The 20,438-nt window shown below is 71.0% G+C and carries 16 protein-coding genes; 11 read left to right on the top strand and 5 right to left on the bottom strand.

Going from position 1 to position 20,438, the window contains the following annotated elements; all coding sequences use genetic code 11:
* Positions 1-56: 56 nt before the first annotated feature.
* Complete coding sequence (locus tag ABD262_RS17650) at positions 57-329, top strand: hypothetical protein (RefSeq protein ID WP_344139021.1); 273 nt, start codon at positions 57-59, stop codon at positions 327-329.
* A gap of 600 nt (positions 330-929) precedes the next feature.
* Complete coding sequence (locus ABD262_RS17645; protein WP_344139019.1) at positions 930-1,670, top strand: hypothetical protein; 741 nt, start codon at positions 930-932, stop codon at positions 1,668-1,670.
* A gap of 5 nt (positions 1,671-1,675) precedes the next feature.
* Here the strand turns inward: ABD262_RS17645 and ABD262_RS17640 are convergent, their stop codons facing one another.
* The 4 genes from ABD262_RS17640 to ABD262_RS17625 all read right to left on the bottom strand — a co-directional run bounded on the left by ABD262_RS17640 (position 1,676) and on the right by ABD262_RS17625 (position 4,495).
* Positions 1,676-2,089, bottom strand: a complete 414-nt coding sequence (locus ABD262_RS17640) for a bifunctional DNA primase/polymerase (protein WP_344139017.1) — start codon at positions 2,087-2,089, stop codon at positions 1,676-1,678.
* Positions 2,082-2,264: a hypothetical protein gene (locus ABD262_RS17635; RefSeq protein WP_344139015.1), complete on the bottom strand. Its 183-nt coding sequence runs from the start codon at positions 2,262-2,264 to the stop codon at positions 2,082-2,084. The genes ABD262_RS17640 and ABD262_RS17635 overlap by 8 nt, the downstream gene beginning before the upstream one ends.
* A gap of 280 nt (positions 2,265-2,544) precedes the next feature.
* A complete protein-coding gene (locus ABD262_RS17630) occupies positions 2,545-2,763 on the bottom strand; it encodes a hypothetical protein (protein WP_344139013.1) in 219 nt (72 codons plus the stop codon).
* 286 nt (positions 2,764-3,049) lie between these two features.
* The gene (locus ABD262_RS17625; RefSeq protein ID WP_344139011.1) at positions 3,050-4,495 is read right to left on the bottom strand and encodes a recombinase family protein; all 1,446 of its coding nucleotides are present in this window, start codon (positions 4,493-4,495) and stop codon (positions 3,050-3,052) included.
* A gap of 46 nt (positions 4,496-4,541) precedes the next feature.
* Between ABD262_RS17625 and ABD262_RS17620 the strand changes: the two genes are divergently transcribed.
* The 7 genes from ABD262_RS17620 (at position 4,542) to ABD262_RS17590 (ending at position 8,946) form a co-directional block, all read left to right on the top strand.
* A complete protein-coding gene (locus ABD262_RS17620) occupies positions 4,542-5,516 on the top strand; it encodes a TadA family conjugal transfer-associated ATPase (RefSeq protein WP_344139009.1) in 975 nt (324 codons plus the stop codon).
* A gap of 4 nt (positions 5,517-5,520) precedes the next feature.
* Positions 5,521-6,387: a type II secretion system F family protein gene (locus ABD262_RS17615; RefSeq protein ID WP_344139007.1), complete on the top strand. Its 867-nt coding sequence runs from the start codon at positions 5,521-5,523 to the stop codon at positions 6,385-6,387.
* Positions 6,384-7,316 (top strand): type II secretion system F family protein, encoded by a 933-nt coding sequence (locus tag ABD262_RS17610; RefSeq protein ID WP_344139005.1) that lies wholly within the window; start codon positions 6,384-6,386, stop codon positions 7,314-7,316. Before ABD262_RS17615 ends, ABD262_RS17610 begins: the two co-directional genes overlap by 4 nt.
* A 37-nt stretch (positions 7,317-7,353) precedes the next feature.
* Positions 7,354-7,563, top strand: coding sequence for a hypothetical protein (locus tag ABD262_RS17605; protein WP_344139003.1), 210 nt, complete (start codon positions 7,354-7,356; stop codon positions 7,561-7,563).
* A 47-nt stretch (positions 7,564-7,610) separates the two neighbouring features.
* Positions 7,611-7,961, top strand: a complete 351-nt coding sequence (locus ABD262_RS17600) for a TadE family protein (protein ID WP_344139001.1) — start codon at positions 7,611-7,613, stop codon at positions 7,959-7,961.
* A 17-nt stretch (positions 7,962-7,978) separates the two neighbouring features.
* Positions 7,979-8,422 carry a pilus assembly protein gene (locus ABD262_RS17595; RefSeq protein ID WP_344138999.1) on the top strand — a complete coding sequence of 148 codons (444 nt, stop codon included), beginning with the start codon at positions 7,979-7,981 and terminating at the stop codon, positions 8,420-8,422.
* A gap of 107 nt (positions 8,423-8,529) precedes the next feature.
* Entirely contained in the window at positions 8,530-8,946 is a 417-nt protein-coding gene (locus tag ABD262_RS17590; protein ID WP_344138997.1) for a pilus assembly protein TadG-related protein, read from the top strand.
* A gap of 38 nt (positions 8,947-8,984) precedes the next feature.
* Here the strand turns inward: ABD262_RS17590 and ABD262_RS17585 are convergent, their stop codons facing one another.
* Complete coding sequence (locus ABD262_RS17585) at positions 8,985-9,107, bottom strand: hypothetical protein (protein WP_344138995.1); 123 nt, start codon at positions 9,105-9,107, stop codon at positions 8,985-8,987.
* Between the two features lie 403 nt (positions 9,108-9,510).
* Here ABD262_RS17585 and ABD262_RS17580 point away from each other — a divergent pair, with 403 nt between their 5' ends.
* Together ABD262_RS17580 and ABD262_RS17575 are read left to right on the top strand one after the other, a co-directional pair.
* Positions 9,511-16,326 (top strand): hypothetical protein, encoded by a 6,816-nt coding sequence (locus tag ABD262_RS17580; RefSeq protein ID WP_344138993.1) that lies wholly within the window; start codon positions 9,511-9,513, stop codon positions 16,324-16,326.
* A complete protein-coding gene (locus ABD262_RS17575; protein WP_344138991.1) occupies positions 16,326-20,225 on the top strand; it encodes a hypothetical protein in 3,900 nt (1,299 codons plus the stop codon). Before ABD262_RS17580 ends, ABD262_RS17575 begins: the two co-directional genes overlap by 1 nt.
* The last annotated feature ends 213 nt before the right edge of the window (positions 20,226-20,438 follow it).

The following is a 20,438-nucleotide window of genomic DNA, read 5'->3' as shown; positions in this document are numbered from 1 at the left end:
CAAACGAAGGCAAGCCAAGTTGAGCGGAACATAACGCCATCACGGGAGGAGGCTCCATGGACGCACTCGAGACGGTCGAAGCTGACGTCCGCGAGCTCATCCGACGTTCTGGCGTCGACCCGGCGCGCGACGTCGGGGAGCTCGATCGTCTGGTCCGTGCGGCCGTGGTCGACTACGACGAGCGCTCCCTGCACGGCGGTCTCGCCGCGCTGCCCGATCTCGACGACGCGGTCAAGGCGGTGAAGGACGCCGTGGCCGGGTTCGGCCCTCTGCAGCAGTACTTCGACGACCCCGACGTCGAGGAGATCTGGATCAACGAACCCGCGTAGGCTCACTAGACGTAGCGCCGTTGTGGCCTCGGCACCTGGTCATCGGGGAAGCTGGGAATCTGTTTTCGCGTCCGCGCGTTGACCGAAGCGAGTGGTTGCGTGGCCTGTTAGGCTCCCCGCTCCAAGTGCGCTCAAAGACCTGCGGGGAGCCTAACAGGCCACGCAACCATCCCACGCGCGAGCGGCTCGATTAGGATCACGGAACCGGAGGCCCTTCGGGTCAGCGGAGCTGATTCCGTGATCCTAATCGAGCCGCTATGCATTCGTCGGATTTCGGCGTGTCGGCGTGTTGCGTGTCATCATGGTGCTGCACGACTACGTCACATAATCAAGACAGTGCGAGAATTTCCATATACAGTGACAGAACTCGAGGGGATGGAGGACGTGATGACACCCGCAACCAAGCTGCGCAAGCAGACTTCTGCTACGACTGCGGCTGAGCAGGTTGTTGCACGTCTGGACACTTACTCTCAGGCCGAGCATGTTGACGCCATTAAGCAGGCTCGTGAGCGTGGTGAGGACCGGCGACTTGCTCGGCGGCTTCGGGCAGAGGCAGCCGCTGAGCGCCTCCGTAACGCTTCCTGACGCTCGCTCGTCTCGTTGCCTTCGCCGAACCTTCGGGTCACAAGGCGCTGCCTTGAAGAAGATCTCGGCCTCGACGGTGACTTGGTCAAGGTGGATGCGCGCACGTTCGCGGACGAGCACGAGGCCGTCAAGAAGCTCGTAGCCATGCGGGGTGCTGCGCCTGATAAGGCCGAACCAACGTACGGGCCGTATGCCCGCGGCCTCCTTGGATCCCTCCACGTAAGTTCGGCCCGCGCTGTCACGACGTGGATCCCCAGCGACGATGTCTGCTGGCTTCTCGGGTACAACGACTACCACCGGAACGGCGAGCCTGACGACGCGTACGCGGTGTTCAATGGCCAGTACGAGGACGGCGTGCTCATGCCGACCCAGGAGGACTGGGAGGCCTTCTTCGAGGAACCGGTGGACCGGTTCCTCGACATGCTTCGGGAAACCGGGCAGCGACTGCTAGAGGCAGCGCGCGCAAACCCTGGCCATGAGGAGTTCGAGACGTTCGATGACGGTGGCCATCAGGTCATCTGCGTGGACATCTTGGTGCTGGGGGACGGCCGAGCCGAGGAAGGCTGGATGGGACTGACGCTGCCGGCGGATGAGGTCCTTTCAGACATGGAGGTCTTCGAGATGGTGGCCACGCTAATTCCCGAGGGCGCGGTACCGATCTATGAGCACAAGTTTAAGGACCGGGAGCGGCGTCGAGGCGAGATCGTCTATCGCTGGGAGCACTATGAGTTCGGCCGAAACGACGACGAGCACTGACACATTCACCACGCCACGCCGACTCCCCGCACGTCCACGCCCCACGGCTCAACGTGCGCCGCGTTGCCGAGTCCGAGCACGTCCTCGTAGACGTGGTGCAGGCCTCGGGGTGTGGAGTGCACGCGCGTCCCGTTGAACGGCCACACCGCCCCGGGGTCTTGGTCCGCGATGACGAGCCCCGAGCGGTCGCAGTCGATTCCGTAGGCGTTGGCGTCAGACCAGTCCCAGCGCGCGATCACGTCCGGATCGTTGGAAGACGCCTCCCGCCAGTGGTCGAGCGGGCGAACCGTCTTGCAGTTGCCCTCGGGCCACTCGCACGCGGCCTCGTTGTGGCCGATCTGGAGCCGGAACACGTACCAGCCGTGCTCCCGCGCCATCGCCACGGCGCGGCGACGAATCTCATTGTTGGCGCTAGACATGGGTGCGCACCTTGGCGCCGGTCATGACAACCGAGCGACCGTCCTTGACCGCGACAGGTTCGACCGCGGTGTGCACGACGAGGTCCCCGTCGTCCCACTCGTTCTTCACGACCACGACGGCCCAGCCGATCAGGGGCAGCCTGCCGACCGTCCCCGAGGCCGAGGCCAGGATCATGCTGAGGACGGAGCCTTCCTCGTGGTAAAGGTGCGCCATCAACGACCACCGCCCTTGGCCATGCACGCGGTGCACACTGGCCCGGGCAGCACTCGACCGTCCGGCATGACGTCTAGGGCGATGCCGGCGATCTTCGGCCAGGCGACCCCGCACACCACGCACCTCAGGGGGCGCAGGGCCGTCTGAGTGGCAGCGCGGAACCGATCCGGTCGAGCGGTACCCTTGGCCTCAGCGTTGCCAGCGCTTTCGGGAGCCGCCTTCGGGCGGCTTTCGTTTGCCATCACGCACCGCCCGCTGTGAGCAGCGCGACGATGCGCTCGCGCTGCTCGGGTCGCAGCGGGGGAGCCGCCGCCACGACCTCCGCGACATAGGCGGCGATCTTCTCGGTGGCGAGGTTCTGGCGGAGGGTCTTCTCCACCTCGGGAGCAGGCTTGCGCCCACGCTGGTGTTGGGCGGAGAGGCGGTTCCTAGCCCGGATGACGTCAGGGTTTGCGGCCATCGGTCGGCCTTTCTCAAGAGTGCTCTTGAGAGGCCGTCCCCGGCTGCCACCCGGGACCGGGTAGGCGGGGCACGCACTTCCTCCTGCGACGCGGACTGCGCCTCGGTGCCGACGGTTCTTGTCAGGTGGCGGGGTTCCCCGTCCACAAACCCTCACGCGTTCCCAGGGGGTGCCAGCGCTCTAGGTGGAGGTCAGGTTACCTCTCCGTGTCGCGTTCGCGCTACCCCGAATCGCCTTCTGCCGCAACGGATTTGCTGTCTGTATGGATAACTAACGAATCCGTGCGTCAGCGCCACATGATCGTCACCGACTCCGGGTCGAACCCGCGTCCGTTCCCCGCGCCGACTGGCTCGATGACGATGCGCATACCCATCACCCGGATGATGCCCTTCCGTGACTCCACGTCGGCCTTCGCCCACGCGGCGGCAGCGCTCGGGCCGGTGAACTCCGACAGCCCGGCTGTCGGCTGCGAGCGACGGAGCTTGCTCTGCTCGGCTTCCAGTTGAGGACGGAGCCGCCCCGTGATCCGCTGAAGTTGGTCCCCGGTGATGGCGTCCTCGGCGAACTGGTCAGCGGCGAGGGCCAGCTTGGCCTGAAGTGCGGCGATCCGCTCCCGGGCCTGCTCCGCTGCAACGGCATCCCCACCGAGCAGCCGCACACCGTCCCGCTCTAGCACCCCGACAACCACGCTGTTGACCAGCGCGTCCACGTCCGCCATGCGTCGCTGCACCTTCATGCAGCCCGCGTGCGGGCACTTGTAGGCGTGCGGGTAGGTGCGGGTGCGGCCATTCTTCAGGAGGTAGGTGAACTCGTTAGTCCCGACCACAGGTCGGCCGCACGCGCCGCACTCCGCCACCCCGGTGAGCAGGTACTTGGCTTCCGTTCCACGGTTGTTGGAGCGCCGGGCTGGATCGGTCAGCACCGCGACCAGCCGTTCATGCGCCTCCCGGTCGATGATCGGCTCCCACTGCCCCTTGTACAGCTCGTCCTTGCCGACCGCCCTGCCGCCCTTGCGCGGCTGGTGGCGCCTGTACCCGTAGTTGGTGTCGCGGAGCAGCATTCGCCGGAGCACCTGCGTCGCCCACGGTCGGCCGGTGCTGGTCGTGATGCCCCGGTCGTTCAGGTCGCGGGTGATCTTCCAGATGCCTTCCCCAGCCAGCACGCGCGCCACACACTCGCGGATGACCGCAGCTTCCGCAGGGTTGATGACGAGCCGCGCGTCGGCACTCTTGCCGATGACGTCCCAGCCGAATGGGCGAGGTCCGTTGTGCCGACCAGCTTGAGCCAGTTCAAGGTGCTTGCGCCGGACCAATTCGGAAGTCCGCTCCGGCTCGGCGGTGTCCAGCGTTCCCAGCATCCGGAACGCGGTTCGCTCCGAGGTTGTCGTGAGGTCCAACCGACCACCATTGGCGAACCACAGTTGGGTGCCGCACTCATCGTGCAGGTCGAGCAGGTCTTCCCGTTCGACCGGGCGACGGGTCAGTCGCGATGACGAGTACGCGAGGATCACCTGGAACCGGCCAGCCTCCGCGTCCTCAAGCATCTGCTCCCACGAGGGTCGACGCTTCCGACTGATGGTGGACGCCGAAATGTCGTTGTCCCCGTAGGTGGCAACAACTGTGAGGCCTTCGCGGGCGGCGAGCGCCCGACAGTCCTTCTCCTGTCGGTCGACGCCGAGCTCCCGGCCCTCACGGTCGGCGCTGATACGGGTGTAGATCGCCGCTGTGGTCATGGCGGGTCCTCTCCCTCGTGGTGACTCACTGAGGTAAGGCTACTCCTTGCGTACCTATGCCCCCTCGAAGGTGTTCGTCGCCCGTGGTGGAGTAGCCGAGCTGACCACGACCATGCTCACGGCGGACGGCGTGCGCGACCTGGTCGAGCGCATGCTCAAGACCAGCGGTCGCCGGGTCGACCTGTCGAGCCCGTTCGTCGACGCGGTCCTGCCGGACGGTTCGCGACTGCATGTCGTGATCCCCGACATCACGAGGAGGCACTGGTCGGTCAACGTCCGCAAGTTCGTGGTGCGGGCGGCGCACCTCGACGACCTCGTGGGTCTGGGGACCCTGACCGCCCACGCGGCGCGCTTCCTCGGCGCTGCGGTGGCCTCGGGCCTGAACATCCTCGTCGCCGGCGGTACGCAAGCAGGCAAGACCACCCTTCTCAACTGCCTGGGCGCCGCGATCCCGCCCAGGGAGCGGGTGGTGACGTGCGAGGAGGTCTTCGAGCTCAAGATCCCCCTGCGCGACGTGGCGTCCATGCAGTGTCGACAGCCCAGTCTCGAGGGGACGGGAGAGATCCCGCTGCGGCGGCTGGTCAAGGAGGCCCTGCGGATGCGCCCGTCCCGGATCATCGTCGGCGAGGTGCGTCAGGGAGAGAGCCTCGACCTCCTCATCGCGCTCAACAGTGGGCTGCCCGGCATGTGCACGATCCATGCGAACAGCGCCCGTGAAGCCATCACGAAGATGTGCACGCTGCCGCTGCTCGCCGGGGAGAACGTCGGCAGCCGGTTCGTCGTCCCCACCGTCGCGGGATCCATCGACCTCGTCGTCCACGCGGCCCTCGACCACGACGGGGTCCGCCGGGTCCGTGAGGTCGTGGCCATCCCCGGTCGGGTCGAGGGCGACGTGGTCGAGACGGCCGACATCTTCACCCAGCGCGAGGGCGTGCTGTGTCGGGCGGACGGCTTTCCCCCGCACCCCGACCGCTTCCGACGGGCGGGCTACGACGTCGCCGCACTCCTGGCCGCGGAGTGAAGCGGTGAGCGGGATCGTCGTCGGCCTCCTCCTGGGGTGCGGGGTGTTCTGCCTGTGGTGGGCCTGCTGGGTGCCTGCACCCACACCCCGCGCGTCCCGCCGGGTATCGACGATGGGTCGGGTGCGCGACCAGCTCGCGCAGGCCGGCTACGAGACGCTGGGTCCGCGGGGGCTCGTGGCCACCTGCCTCTTGGCGTTCGGCCTCGTCGGCCTCCTCGTGTATGCCGCGACGCGCGTGGCACCGGTCGCCCTCTGCTTCGCCACCATGGCCGGGTATGCGCCGGTCGCCATCGTGCGGATGCGTGCCCGCCGACGTCGGGCCAGCCTTCGTGAGCTCTGGCCGGACGCCGTCGACAACATCACCAGTGGCGTGAGGGCGGGACTTGCACTGCCGGAAGCCTTGAGCCAGCTGGCGATCCGTGGACCAGAGGAACTGCGGCCCGCCTTTCGAGCCTTCGCCGAGGACTATCGGTCCAGCGGGCGGTTCCACGAGTGCCTCGACCGTCTCAAGGCGAGCCTGAGCGACCCCGTGGGTGACCGGCTGATCGAGTCCCTGCGCATCGCCAGGGAGGTCGGCGGGAGCGACCTGGGCAAGCTCCTGCGGACCCTGTCGACGTTTCTCCGTGAGGACAGCCGGACTCGTTCCGAGCTGGAGGCGCGCCAGGGCTGGACGGTCAACGCCGCGAGGCTCGCGGTGGCCGCACCCTGGGTCGTGCTCGGCATGCTGTGCACGCGTCCGGAGTCCATCCAGGCGTATGCCAGCCCCACGGGCACGGCGGTCCTGGTGGTTGGCGCGATCGCCTCCGTCGCGGCATACCGGATCATGCTCTTCGTCGGTCGGCTGCCCGAGGACGCTCGGGTGCTGCGATGAGGCCGCCGCTGGCCGGGGCGCTCCTCGGGCTCGCCCTCGGTCTCGGGCTCGTGCTCGTGTGGGTAGGACTTCCGGCCCACCGCCGTGCCACGCTGGCTGACCGGCTGTTGCCGTACCTGCGCGATGCCCCGCAGCCCTCACGCCTGCTGGCCCCCAGGCACGTGGTCGGGACGAGCGCCCTGAGCACCCTGGCTCGTCCCGTCATCACCGACCTGGCCCGCCGGATCGAGTCGGTGCTCGGCGGGTCGTCCTCGGTCGCGAAGCGGTTGTTGCGTGCCGGGAAGGCTCCCGACGTCGACCGTTTCCGGGCCGAGCAGGTGGTGTGGGGTGCGGCGGGGATGGGTCTCGGGCTCGCGCTCGGCAGCATGGTCTGGCTGGGGCAGGGTGGCTCGGTCCTGCGCCCCCTGCTCATCGTCCTCTGCGGGGTGGGGGCAGGGGTCGTGGCCCGGGACCAATGGCTCAGCCACCAAGCCGGGGCACGCGAGCAACAGATGCTCAGTGAGTTCCCGACCATCGCCGAGCTCCTGGCCCTCGCCGTCGGCGCGGGCGAAGGTGCCGTGAACGCCCTGGAGCGGGTCTGCCGGCTGTCGCACGGAGAGCTGTCCGTCGAGCTCAGTCGCTGCCTCGCCGACGCGCGGGCGGGGGCTCCGCTTCCCTCGGCCCTGCAGGGCCTGGGTGACCGGACCGGGCTGGTGAGCCTCTCGAGGTTCGTGGACGGCATGGTCATCGCGGTCGAGCGCGGCACCCCGCTTGCGGAGGTCCTCCGAGCGCAGGCCCAGGACGTTCGGGAGGACGGCCGACGAGCGGTGATGGAAGCCGGTGGCAAGAAGGAGATCGCCATGATGGTGCCGGTCGTCTTCCTCGTGCTCCCGATCACCGTGCTCTTCGCAGTCTTCCCGGGATTCGCCTTCCTGCAGTTCCAGATCTGACCCCGATGACCCCTGTGCAGCACACGAGAGGAATGCCATGACCCGTCTCCACCGAGCCCTGGTGCGGTCGCAGCTGGCGCTGGCCCGAGCGACCCGTCCGGTCAACGCCCGAGGGGAGCGCGGTGACGTGCCCGGGTGGGTGCTGATCACCCTGATGACCGCCGGTCTCGTGGCAGCGCTCTGGGCGGTCGCCGAGGACCAGCTCAAGGCGCTCTTCACGGACGCCCTGGACAGCGCCCGCCGCTGACCGCCGTGATGCCTCCTGTCGGACGGCGGCCCGAGTCGGGGTCGGCGGTGGCTGACTTCGTCCTCGTCTCGGCCCTGGTGTCGGTGCTGTTCGTGGCGATCCTCCAGGTGGGGCTCACGCTCCACGTGCGCAACACCTTGATCTCCTGCGCGTCCGAGGGTGCCCGGCTTGGGGCACGGGCAGGGTCGAGTCCGCAGGAAGGAGCCGCGCGGACCCGAGACCTCATCTCGGCGTCGCTGTCGTCACGGTTCGCAGGGGACGTGTCGGCAGACGTGACCGTCGACGATGGCGTGCTAGTGGTGGCGGTGCGGGTCCGGGCGCCACTGCCCGTCCTCGGGCCGCTCGGTCCGGACGACGGCTTCGACCTCGTCGGCCACGCCTTCCTGGAGGCGCAATGAGGACGGGGTTGCGCTTGATGGACGAGCACGGTCGCGCGACCGAACGCGGCAGCGCCGCTGTTGAGCTCGTGTTCCTGACCGTGGTGTTCCTGGTGCCGTTGTTCTACCTCGAGATGACGGTCTCCAGAGTCCAGGCCGGTTCGTATGCCGCGTCGACCGCGGCGCGCGAAGCCGGGCGTGCCTACGTCACGGCCCGAGACCAAGCGTCCGCGGAGGAGCGCGCCGGTGCTGCCGCGCGGGTGGCGTTCGAGGACCAAGGCTTCGGGGTGGGCGACGGGCGCCTCACCATCGCCTGCGACGGGAGCCCGTGTCTACGACCGGAGGGCCGGGTCGAGATGACCACGAGGGTCGTGGTGCCGCTGCCGCTGGTGCCGTCGTTCGCCCGCAAGGTCGTGCCGCTCGAGGTGCCCGTCACGGCGAGCCACGTCGCGGTGGCCGACCGCTTCCGAGGCGGGCCGTGATGCTCTGGGCCGTGATGGCTGGGGGCGTGCTGTCGCGGGTCGGGCGTCGACGGTGGCGGGTGGGGTCTGTCCGACGGCGCAGTGGCGGGCGAGCCGAGTCGGGCCAGGTGACCCTGCTCGTCCTGGGTTTCGGCGTCGTCGCGATCCTGCTCATCGTGGGGACCGTGGCGGTGACCTCGGTCCAGCTGTCACGGATGCGCCTGCTCGACGCTGCGGACGGTGCGGCCCTCGATGCCGCCGACTCCCTCGACGTCGGCGCCTACCACCAGGGGCTGGGTGGCGCGGTCGTCCTCAGTGATGCCACGGTCCGCCGGACCGCGGTCGACTACCTCGCGCAGCGGTCCCGACCCGCGAGCCTGATCGGGTGGAGCGTCGCCGGCGGCACCGGAAGCCCGGACGGGCAGACTGCCGTGGTCCGGATCTCGGGGGAGGCGAGGGTGCCGCTGGTGGGCGGGTTGCTCGAGTCGATCGGTGGCTCGGTCACCATCACCGTGGAGTCCCGGGGGCGGTCGGACCTTGGCTAGCGACCGGTCGTCATCGAGGCTTCCGTCGTGCGCGCGGCTCAGTCGTTCGAGACGCCGCCGAGGACACGCCAGGAGCCACCACGGAGCAGCTGGATGAGCTCCGCGCGCTCGACCTCCGAGAGGGTGCGGGCGTCGTCGTCCTGGTGGCTGGGGTTGCGCATGGGGGAAGGGTAACCAGGCGCCGTGGGGAGACGCGTCACCCCGCTGTGGGACGGCGAAAGTCCACCAAAAAGGTGAGAAGGGCCGAACGAAAGGCCTACGGACGGTATCGGGACACACCGCCAGATGTCGGGCGCGCACCTCGGGTCGACCCAGACGTGACGATTTTCGACAGCCACCGCCGAGGCAGCAGTAGCGCCGTGTATGTCGAGGTTTGCGTCGCCGGGGATGGCGGCTCTGTGACAGGCCGTTGACCGTGGAGTCTGGCCACTGGTTACCTTCACAGAGCACCACTGGCTTGCATTCGCTTGGAGTGGCTACGAGGGGACCCGCAGCCAGCTCCGCACCGGACGGCACCCGCGTGCCGCCCTCCTGAGGTTCGCGCCGCCCGTGGGGAGGTGTGCTGTGTCGCTGTGGGACGACGTGCCCTCGAGCGCGCAGAACTCCGGCGCCCTCGACCAGGTCAAGCCGCTGCTCCAAGGCCTGACCGGCAGCGACGAAGGCACCAGCACCGACGCGGACGGCACCTGGCACAACTACAAGGCCACCGGCACCTGGCCGACCCCGATCACGCTCGACCCCGGATCCGGCGGCTTCGGCAACGGTGGCACCACGACGACGACGCCGATCGAGTTCCCCGACCCGAGCGTCACGGTCGAGCTGGGCCTGCACGAGACCGGCGGGGTCGGCGACGGCGGCTGGCGGGTCACCCTGTCGGTGCCGATCGTGCTGGTGCGGCTGCCGTTCCTGCGTGGCGCCGACCTCGACGGCCAGGGCCAGCTGCGCGCGAACGGACTACCGGTCACGTTCACGCTCCCGGCCCTGAGGGTTCGCGCCAAACAGCTGTCCGGCCAGTCCGTCGGCGTGGAGCTGCTGTCGGCCGAGACCGGCGGCACGCCGGTCGACCACATCTACGAGTTCATCTCGATGAACCCGCCCTATGCCCTCGTCGGGCCCTCCGACGTGGTCGGCTTCGCGTTCCGCACCGCCGTCCTCGACCTGTCGGGCACGGCCGGCCCGAACGTGCCGGCGGTCCCGGCCGAGGCCCGCTCGATGCCCGCCGACTGGCAGGGCTTCTACCTCCCCGAGGCGCGTCTCTTCGTCGCCCCGACCGGCCTCCAGGGCCTCGCGGTCAGTGCGGGGGTGCGCAGCCTGTGGATCGGCCTCGGCGTGCACGCGGGCGTCACGGGCATCTTCGAGGCCGAGGTCGTCAACCGCGGCTCGGCGCCGGTCATCACGGTCAGCTTCCGGACCGCCTCAGGGGAGTGGATCGGCGACCCCGGCTCCGGCGCTGCCGAGCTGCCGGAGCACGCGACCCTCTTCGTCGACACGGCCGGCGGCCTGGCGCCGATCACCATCAGCATCAACGTCGACGGTGTCGTCACCGCGGACGACCGGGTCGAGCTCACCGTCCCCTCCAGCGGCAACGTCAGCATCACGGTCACGGCCACGCCCGGCACGGGCTCCCCGACCACCCGCACCTTCACCGCAGTCCGGCGCAGCGCGCCCGCGGCCACCGGCAGCGGCGACTCGACGGTGACGGTGACGCCGACGAACAACCGTCCCCACGCCATCCGCCGCGTGTCGATCACGGCGACCCACGTGAAGCTGACGACCGACCCACCGGTGGCCGCGAACTGGACCTGGGCCGGCGGAGGGGCCGGCCCATCGGTGGAGGCCGACGTGCCGGTCGCCGCCGGGGCTCGGGTCGACGTCACGGCCACGCTGCCACCCACCCAGCCGCAGGCAGTCGACGCCTTCTTCCGCTTCGCGAAGCCCGACCCCTTCAACACCAGCACCGGCGCCCCCAACAACTGCGCGGTCTGTGGTCGCCCAGCCACCCCCGTGCACCTCTTCGCCACGAACTCCGACAACGTCGGCACGGCTCGGGCCCCCTCCCAGGGCGCGGCGCCCACCGGTGGCGCCCTCCTCGACGCGATCACCCCACAGGTCGTCACCGAGATCGGTGCGGCCACGCCGCTGACGGTCAAGGGGTATGCCTCGTGGGAGGGGCCGCAGCACGACTCCCCGAGCGACGCGACCTACAACCGGCTGCTCAGCGAGCGACGCCGTGACGTGCTGGTCGAGCTGTTGCTGCACAAGGGTTTCACCAACGTCACGCCCGGTGCGGCCGACGGCTTCACCCAGGCCAAGGCACAGACGACTTCGGCGGAGGGAACCACCCCGCCACCAGCCGCCGGCAGCGGCGCCTGGTGGCGGGCCCGCGCGACCACGGCCGGCAACGGCCAGGAGACCATCACCGCCCGGGTCGAGAGAGTCGTGCGGCCACCGGCTCGCGAGGTGGACCGGACGCCGCCGACCGGAGGCCGCCCCGACTGCTTCCGCAAGATCGGGGTGCGGGTAGAGCTGCTCCGCAGCACCTTCATACGGGCCGAGGTCTACGGCGAGTTCGACATCGAGACCGCCGCCGAGACCGCCCTGCGCCAGCACTCCCAACCGGCGCTGCGCAACGGCCCGCGCAACCCCTCCGACGGCATCTGCACCTTCCTCGTGCGACTCCGCATCGCCGAGGACCGCGAGTCGTGGCTGGTCAGCGCCGAGTTCCGGGCGGCCGAGGCCGATCTCGACGGCCTCGCCCAGATGGACCTGGCCCACTCCGACGAGACCGCGCTCAACGTGCTCGGCGCGCTCAGCGTGCTCGCGCCGCTCAGCTCAGCGGCCGCCGAGCTGTCGCCGGCCGCCGGTGCGCTCGTCTCCATCGGCACCATCGCCCTCGGCGCGAGCAGCCTGATCAAGACCCAGAAGCTGATCCTGCGTGGCGGCGAGCTGGTCGTCAGCCAGGGGATCATCGCTCCCGACGGCTCGGCGACCGTCGACCCGCGCGGCACCACCGTCAGCGTGCTGCTCGACATCGAGGTCACGTTCACCTTCGACCTCACCATCGTCAAGGTGAACCCCGACCACCCGGTCACCACGCGCTACAAGGCGATCGGCGTGCGGTCGTCGTGGAACACCGCACCCGACCCCGCCCACCCCGGCCACATCGACTACCTGCCGATCCCGGTCTTCGACCCCAGCAAGGGCTACAGCCTCGACATCCCCGCCGGTGCCCTGAGCGCGAGCCCGCCGCTCGACGAGCTGCTGCGGGTGCTGGGCTTCCGGGTCAGCCGCGACAACCCCACCTACATGGAGGTCGAGGTCGGCCTCGGGCTCGACCTCGGCATCGTCACCGTCGACACCGTGCGCATCAGGGCGCGCCTCGACGGGCCGTTCGAGCTCACCCTCACCAAGCTCGCCGCCTCGCTCGACGTGCCCGGCGTCCTGCACGGCAAGGGGTCGCTGGAGTTCACGCCGCTCGGGTTCAAGGGCTACTTCGACCTCACCATCACGCCGATCAACCTGCGCGCCAGCGCGGTGCTCGCGGTCGAGACCAAGAACGGCGTCACCGGCGTGCTCATCGGGGCCGAGGTCGAGCTGCCCGTGCCCCTGCTGCTCGGCAACTCGGGGCTGGGCATCTACGGCTTCCTCGGCGGCGTCGGCATCAACTACGCGCGGGACGAGTCGCCCTACGCCACCAGGCCGGTCCCCTCGCTCGACTGGCTCCAGGCCCAGCTCCAGCGCGGCCACGTCATGCACCCTGACGGCTGGACCCACACGGCCGGCTCCTACGCGTTCGCGGCGGGCATGCTGGTCGGCACCGCCGACGGCGGGTTCGTCGTCCACCTCAAGGGCATCATCCTCATCGAGGTGCCCGGCCCGCGGCTGCTGCTGGTGATGAAGGCCGACGTCCTCAAGCTGCCGCCCGTGCTCAAGGACGCCAGCCAGAGTGCGACCTTCCTCGCCGTCCTCGACATCGACTTCGGCCGGGGCACGATCACCCTCGGCATCGTCGCGGCATACGAGATCCAGAAGCTGCTGAAGATCCGGGTGCCGGTCAAGGCGTTCTTCAACACGCACAGCCCGCAGGACTGGCTGGTCGACCTCGGGTCCTACGACGACCGGGTGACGATCGAGGTGCTCGACGTCATCAGCGGCAGCGGCTACCTCATGGTGCACGGCAACGGCATCAACATCCCGGTGCTCCCGCCGGTCACGGGTGGCATGGCGATCGCCACCGGCTTCCACATCAGCTGCGTGCTGATGGGCAGCAAGAGCATCGGGCTCTACCTCGAGGTGGCTGGTGGCTTCGACGCGATCCTCGGCTTCGACCCGTTCTTCCTCGCGGGCAAGATCTACGTGCGAGGCGAGCTGCGGCTCTTCATCATCAGCATCGGGGCGAGCGCCGAGCTCGACGTCCTCGTCGGCCGCACCACCCCGAGCAGCCCCGACATCACCTACGTGCACGGTGAGGTCTGCGGCGAGGTCGACTTCTTCTTCTTCTCGGTCAAGGGTTGTGTCTCGCTCACCATCGGCAACCAGCCCTCGGAGACCCTGACCCCACCGCCCCTCGTCGCCGGGGTCAGCCTGGTCTCGCGCTCGCCCGCCCTCGTCGAGGGCACCGGGGCCGAGCGGGCCATCGACGGCAAGCTCGCCGACGCCCTTGCGACCGGCGCCAGTGGCACACCTCCCTCGGTGCCGTTGGACGCCATCCCCGTCGTGCTGTTCAACACCGCCCCGGCCGTGGGCGGCCAGGTCATGGGCGGCACCCCGCTCGGCAACAGCGGCGCGCGCCCGTGGGTGCGCCTCGGCGACCGCTGGTGGACCTACGAGATCACGGGCGTCACGCTCACCGGTGACCTGCAACCCGCACCCCCGGCCGGCAAGACCCCGAGCTCGTGGTGGAAGCAGAGCTCTCCCGCCGACCCGTCGACCGGCCCCGCACTGGCCCTCCTCAACTGGCTGCCCACGCCGTTCAGCCGCGCGCTGCCCTACGGCGAGGCCCTCACCACCAGCGTCACCGACCGGTGGGGCACCGTCTGCAACCCGGCCGCCCCGCCCGCGCCGGTGCTGTGGACCTTCGACGGCAAGCCGCCCGGGCCGAGCAGCGTCGGGTGGCACCTCGACGGCATCCCGTGGCCCGACCCGCCCGACACCCTGCGCACCGGGCCCGTCCACGGTGAGTGCGACGTCACCGAGGCCTGGCGCACCGGCGACCCGGCCATCGACCTCCTCCAGGGCACCACACCCGCCTTCGTGATCGGCGACTCGGTGCGCTGCTGCACCCCCCGCCGCGGCCGCGACGTGCCCAACCCCCTGAAGGCCTGGGTCGCCACCGCCGGCACGGCGTGGTCGAGCCGCGCCACGGGCCACGACGACAGGGCGTTCGGCGAGGTCGCGCAGGCGCTCGCGGGCGGCGCCAGCCTCGGCGACGTCCAGGCCGTCCGGCTGGCGCAGGGCTGGGACCCGCAGCTCGACCGCGCGGCCGCTGCGGCCAGTGCGACCGTGTCGGTGACGCCAGCGGCCTCGACGACCGGGCTCGGCTGCGAGGGGCGGATCCTCCGCTCACCCGTGCGCGACTCCGACCAGCCGGCGCCGTTGGGCACCGAGGAGGACATGGACCGCGTCAAGCGCGCCTGGGACCGGCTCAAGTTCGCCCCCAGCGACCTGCGCGACACCGTGCGCGTGCAGCCCGACGGCGGCGCGGGTGACCTCACGATGCTGTTGCTCGTGCCCGAGGAGCTCTTCATGGAGCGCCTGGTCGTGCGGTGGCTCGACGACAAGGGCAACGTCCTCGACCAGCGTGGCCTCGACTCCGACGACCGCCTCGACGGCGACAACCCGCTGCCGGCGGCGTGGGTCGACGGCGACGGCCCGTGGTTCGACCCGGTATGCCGTGCCGGCCAGGTCGCGGCGCGCGTCGCCTCCCGGGCCACCTGGCCGCAGACCCTGCTGTTGGTGCACTCCCGCGACCTCCAGGGTGTTGCGACCGTCGAGATCGGTTGGGACGCAACGCGTTTCCCGAAGGACCAGCAACCACCGGCCTTCCACCTCGTCGCGATGACGGGTGTGCTCACCAGCGAAGCCACTCGCTGGTCGTGGGACACGTCGGTCGTCACGAGCGAGCAGGAGGCCATCTCCACCGCCCTCACCCAGGACCCGGACGACCACGCGCTGCTCGTGCCGGGCCGGGCCTACACCGTGACCGTCGACTGGCGGGCTGCCTCGGTCAAGCAGGACGCCCAGCCCACCTCCGCGCCGTCGTGGGACGGCGGGCACACCGACAGCTACCGGTTCAGCGCCGACGGTGCCGACCAGTCGCCGAAGGACCTGTCGCCCTGGCTGCTGGCGTCGGCACCGGGGATGGACGACGTCGGTGTCCTGTGCGCCGAGCCGATCCGGATCGCCCTGGCCACCCAGAACGTCGCGGCCCTCTTCGACGCCTACGACAAGGAGCTGCGGGTGATCGTCCTGGCGGCCTCCGGGAAGCACCCTGCCCCTCCCGGCGGCGGGGCTCCCGGCACCGGCTTCACCGTGCCGCTGGTGGCCGACGGCGTCCACCTCAAGAAGCTCAAGGGACTGGTCGTCTCGACGCCGTGGGAGGAGGCGGTGCTCGAGGTGCTCGGTGAGGGTCAGCGCTGCATCGACCTCAGCGGCGAGCGGGTGCGCCACGACGTGCTCGAGCTGCCCTACGACCTCGAACCGCTCACCGACTACCTCATCGACGTGCATGCCGTGCCCAAGGGCTCGCCGGCGAGCGCCCGCGGCCTGGTCCACCGGATCGGCTTCACCACCAGTGCCTTCGGCACCGTCGCGCAGCTGGCGAGCCTGCTCCGCGCGGCGCGCTGGCGGCATACCGTCGTCCCGGCGATCGGACCCCTCGCGGCACTGCCGGACGCACCCACCGGTGACCAGCTCGACACGGCCTTCCAGGCCGCTGGGCTCACCACGCCCCAGACCCCGGGTGCGCCGATGGTGCAGGTGCTGTGGTCGACCGATGCCACGCCCGCACCGCTGGCGCTGGTCGTCGAGTGCAGCGAGCCGCTGTGGCGGTCGCGGCTGATGCCCACGCAGGTGCAGGGCCCGATCGACTCCGTCGACCCGACGCACCACTGGTGGGCCGCCCGGATGACCGACTGGCTGTCGCTCGCGCCGAGCACCGCGCCCGCGCCGGCCGGCTCGCTGCCGGCCGCAGGGATCACCCGCATCATCCGCGGCCCGGGTCTCGGCCGCGCGGTCGTCCTCCTCGCCCCCGGAGCACGCGGCACCCGAGCCGCCCTCGACCTGGTCGTCGCGGCCGACGCCCTCGCGGGCAGCGCCGAGACGCGCGCCGTGGCCGTGGACGTCCCCCTGCAGCGCGCCCCCTGGGAGGAGGAGCTCTGATGGCACGCAGGTCAGACTCGTCGCGGTTCCGCGCCAAGGCCGTCCGGCTGCCCTGGGCCACCCTCGCGGCGCGCCAGCGCGAGCTGCTGCGTCAGCTCGACCCCGCAGTGGTGGACACGGGGACGTTCGCGAGCCATGCGGCCACCCACGTCGCCGCTCGGGTTGCTGCCCTCCCAGCCGCGTTCGACGACCGCCAGCTCCAGCTGCGCTCGCTCGACATCCACCTCAGCTGGGCCTGCGGCCCGGCGCTGGGCGTCCCGCGCGGGCCGTTCACGGTCTGGACGCGCAGCCCCAAGGACTCGCCCAAGCGCGCCCGGATCTCGGTCTCCGGCGACAGCATCCCGTTCGTCACGTGGGGACCCGTCGAGGCCGGCTGCGTGCGGGTCACCTGCCGACCGCTGGACCCCTCCGTGCCCGTGGCGGTCTACCTCTTCCGCGCCGGCGAGGACGCCGACCACGCGGTCGCGGCCGGGTCGGTCCAGCCGGTCAACGCCGACCCCCTCAGCATCACCGTCCGCACCTCGGGCGCGACCTACGCCAAGGTCTGGAACGGCACCGACATCAGTGTCGCGATCCAGCCGCTGGCCGACATCGTCGACGACCCCGGCTGGAAGCCGCTGGAGGTCGTGGGACTGCCGGTCGACCAGCCTGCGGCCGGGTTCGAGTACGACACCAGCGACCAGGGGCCGGTCGCCAGCCCTATGTCGCCGGTCGACGCCGCGGTGCACCGGCTCCTGCGTGGCGGACCGCCGATCGGCTGGGGGCCGGTGACCGAGGCCGGCCGGATCGCCCCGCCGTGGGCCGCGCCCGACCCCAAGCTGCTCGTCGAGGAGGTCCGGCGCGACCTGTTCCCCGAGCTGCCGCCGATGTACGACCTGTCGGTGCGCGAGTACCAGCAGTTCGCCGTCACCAGCCCGCGCGCCGTCGACCCGCCCCACCAGGACGGGAAGTACTCGTCCATGACGACCCAGGCCGACACGGGCCCCTGGCCGATGCTCATGCTCCCGGCGCTGAGCGACCCGTTCCTCAACCTGGCCACCGGGTTCGGGGCGTCCTACACGCTGGAGCGGCTCGACGACCTCCAGGTCGCGGTGGGCCACTGCGACTTCCTGGTCACCGCCAAGTACTCGCGGCTCGCCCCGCCGGACCGCGGAGGAGCCGAGTTCGCGGCCTACGCCCCGGCCCCCGAGCCCCACCTCGTCGTGCCGACGCCGACCGCGCTGCTGTCCGAACGGGCCGGCCTGGTCGGACCCGTCACCCGCGACGCGCCCTGGCGCGAGTCGATCCGGCTCACCTGGGACCGCGTGCCCAGGAACGCCGCCGCGTCACCGGTCACCGAGTCGGCCCTCGCGCGCTACGAGCTCGCGACCGCCGGTCCGGCCGAGTCGCTGCTGCCCAAGCGCGACGCCGGGGGAGACCGGCCGCTGCTCATCAGCCCCGACGGACCGGAGGGCGAGACCGGGTTCAACCGGGTGGCGCTCGTCGACGGTGGCCAGGAGATCGGGATCGGCAGCGGTGGCCGGCACGTCGGCTACGCGGTGGCGGTCAGTGACCTCCACGGCATCTGGTCACCGTGGCAGGACGTGCCGTGGGACGGCACCGAACCGGCACCGCAGCCGACCCGTCTGATCTCTGTCGCCCTCGACACCCACTACGCCGGGAGCCCCAGCTGCCCGGCCACCCTCAAGGCGGAGGTCGCGCTCGAGTGGCTCGAGCGCACGCCCACCCAGGTCGACATCGTCGCGATGTACTTCCCCATGGCGACGCCGAACGACAAGCCCCCGGTGGGCATGTGGCCCGACAACCCCACCCCGACCATCCCTGCGGGCTGCTTCCGTCGCGACCTCGGCTTCACCTTCTCGGGTGACACGCCAGTGCCGAGCGGGTGCACCGTGCAGCCCCTCAGTGCCGACGGCACGGAGGTCGTCACGCCCGGTCCCGGCCAGGGTGACGGTGGTCGTCGGTATGCCGTCGTGGCAGACGTCCCGTCCCTCGACTTCGGCAGCACCTCCCGGTGGGGGGTCCAGGTCTGGGCGCGGCGTCACCTGCTCGTCGGGGCGAGCCCGACCCCGTGGTCGCCCGTCGACCCGAACCCGGCGCGCACCAGCGCGGCCAGCCCCGTGCCGGTCCTCCCGCTGCCCCCGCCACCGCTGCCCGGTGTGCCGCTGGGGAGCACGGTCGACGCGCAGGGCTGCAGCCACGTGCGGGTGGCCTGGTCGCTGCCGGGCGGAGCCGACGTGCGCACCTGCGTCATCTGGGAGGTCAACGAGACGTCGCTGCGCCAGCGGGCCGGGCTGCCCGCTCGTCCTGCCGACTCCACCCTGCCGGGCCAGCGGCTCGTCGACCTCCGCACCGCCTATGACGCCATGACCCCCATCCAGCGTCGCGCGTCGTTCCGGCGGCTCGTCGAGGTCGACGGGGCGGTCCGCTCGCACGACGTGACCCTGCCGAAGGGGTCCAACGACATCCACCTCTTCGTCGTGACCACGATGACGAAGACCGGCGTCGAGAGCCCGTGGCCGTCGAGTGGCACTCCGCACGAGCACTTCCAGGCCGTCATGGCACCGCGGCTGCGCCGCCCCGCGCCGCCCGTGGCGCGTCCGTCGATCGCTGTCGACGGCACCGTCACCATCGCCCTGTATGCCGCGAGCTCCATTGCCGTGCAACGCTTCCAGCTCTACCGCACCACCTCGGAGGAGGCGGCCCGCGACGTCTCGACGATGGGGCCGGCCTTCGCCGACGTCACCGTCACGACGGTGCCGTCGCCGACCGACGTCGACCCGGTGCTGGGCCAGCCGATGTACTCCGCGACGTGGACCGGCACCCTGCCGGGTCGTTGGGACCGGTGGCTGCTCCGTGCGGTCGCGGTGCCCGTCGACGTCGTGCCGCAGAAGGGGGAGCGCGGCCTGCCCTCGCCGGCCTCCGACGTGGTCGGGCTCCTCGTGCCGCCCGGGCCACCCGAGCTGGAGCCGCTGGCCGCCGAGGTCTGGGGCGGCGACCACCGGGGGGTGGTGGTGCGGACCGCCACCACCGCGCCGCCCCGCGTCCTGCCGGCCGGGGTGCATCGTCTCGACGGCGACGCGGGCACCCAGCCGGTGGCCTCGGTCGAGCTCCAGGCGGTGCCGACGACCCCGCTCACGAGCGCCCCCGCTGCCGCTGCGACCACCCCGGTGCTGGAGCAGGGGGCGCGGGTGACGGGACGCTCGCCGTTGGCCCTGTGGTTCACCCGACCGGTCGCCGCCGACCCCGTGGACGTCCGCCTGCGTCTGGTCGACCCCTTCGGGCGGGAGGTCGTGCGCGAGCTGACCGTGCCCGGCTGGGTCCCGCCGCCACCGGACGTGACGGTCTCGATCGTCGACGTGTTCGCCATCGCAGGTCGAGGGGTCCACGTGGGCATCGACACCAACGCGAGCTACCGCCGCCGGCCGCCCTACGTCATGGAGATCGTCGCCCAGCAGCGGCTGCTCGGCCCGCTCCCGCTCCCCATCGGACCTGCGCCGATCGGACCCGGTGGGCCGGGCCCGATCCGCCCTGGCGGCGCCGAGCCGGGACCCCTCCCGCCAGGACCGGTCCTGCCCGCCCGGTCGCCCGAAGCGACCCCCGGTGGCGGCGTCCGGCCCGGTGGTCCGTTCCTGCCTCGGGAACCGTTCCGGCCGCCGACCGGTCCCGCGCTGCGACCGCGCACGCTGAGAGGGTCTTTCCCGCTCGACGAGATCCCGCTGGCCTCGGACGGGTTCCCGCGCACCACCGAGATCGTGGTCGTGCGCAACCGGCTGCGCCGCGGCCTCAACCCGCCGCCGCCCTACGAGGCCTTCATCCCGCTCGCCGGACCGCTGCGGATCAGCGTCTCGATCATCACCCCGGACGGCCAGCGGGTGACCGACGTCCACACTGACTGACGCCGGAGGCCGACGGGGCTGCGTCAGGCCGCGATGGCCAGCCGCAGTGTGAAGTGACGTTCGAGGGCCGACGCTGCGCCTCGATCGCCGCGGGGACAGCCATCAACCCCCGGTAGTCCGCGACGCGGCATACCCGGATGTGGTCAGCACCACCCGCCCGGGCGGACCGGCGCGCCGCTCCCCGCATTAGAGTGAACGCAGGTAATCCCCAAT

Source organism: Pedococcus bigeumensis (assembly GCF_039531795.1).
GTDB lineage: Bacteria > Actinomycetota > Actinomycetes > Actinomycetales > Dermatophilaceae > Pedococcus > Pedococcus bigeumensis.
This window is presented reverse-complemented; position numbering and strand designations above follow the sequence as displayed.

Excerpts from the sequence above, each read along its gene's own strand:
- ABD262_RS17650 (WP_344139021.1), top strand. The coding sequence starts at position 57 with ATGGACGCACTCGAGACGGTCGAAGCTGACGTCCGCGAGCTCATCCGA.
- ABD262_RS17640 (WP_344139017.1), bottom strand. The coding sequence starts at position 2,089 with ATGTCTAGCGCCAACAATGAGATTCGTCGCCGCGCCGTGGCGATGGCG.
- ABD262_RS17635 (WP_344139015.1), bottom strand. The coding sequence starts at position 2,264 with ATGATCCTGGCCTCGGCCTCGGGGACGGTCGGCAGGCTGCCCCTGATC.
- ABD262_RS17630 (WP_344139013.1), bottom strand. The coding sequence starts at position 2,763 with ATGGCCGCAAACCCTGACGTCATCCGGGCTAGGAACCGCCTCTCCGCC.
- ABD262_RS17625 (WP_344139011.1), bottom strand. The coding sequence starts at position 4,495 with ATGACCACAGCGGCGATCTACACCCGTATCAGCGCCGACCGTGAGGGC.
- ABD262_RS17610 (WP_344139005.1), top strand. The coding sequence starts at position 6,384 with ATGAGGCCGCCGCTGGCCGGGGCGCTCCTCGGGCTCGCCCTCGGTCTC.
- ABD262_RS17605 (WP_344139003.1), top strand. The coding sequence starts at position 7,354 with ATGACCCGTCTCCACCGAGCCCTGGTGCGGTCGCAGCTGGCGCTGGCC.
- ABD262_RS17595 (WP_344138999.1), top strand. The coding sequence starts at position 7,979 with ATGGACGAGCACGGTCGCGCGACCGAACGCGGCAGCGCCGCTGTTGAG.
- ABD262_RS17585 (WP_344138995.1), bottom strand. The coding sequence starts at position 9,107 with ATGCGCAACCCCAGCCACCAGGACGACGACGCCCGCACCCTCTCGGAG.
- ABD262_RS17575 (WP_344138991.1), top strand. The coding sequence starts at position 16,326 with ATGGCACGCAGGTCAGACTCGTCGCGGTTCCGCGCCAAGGCCGTCCGG.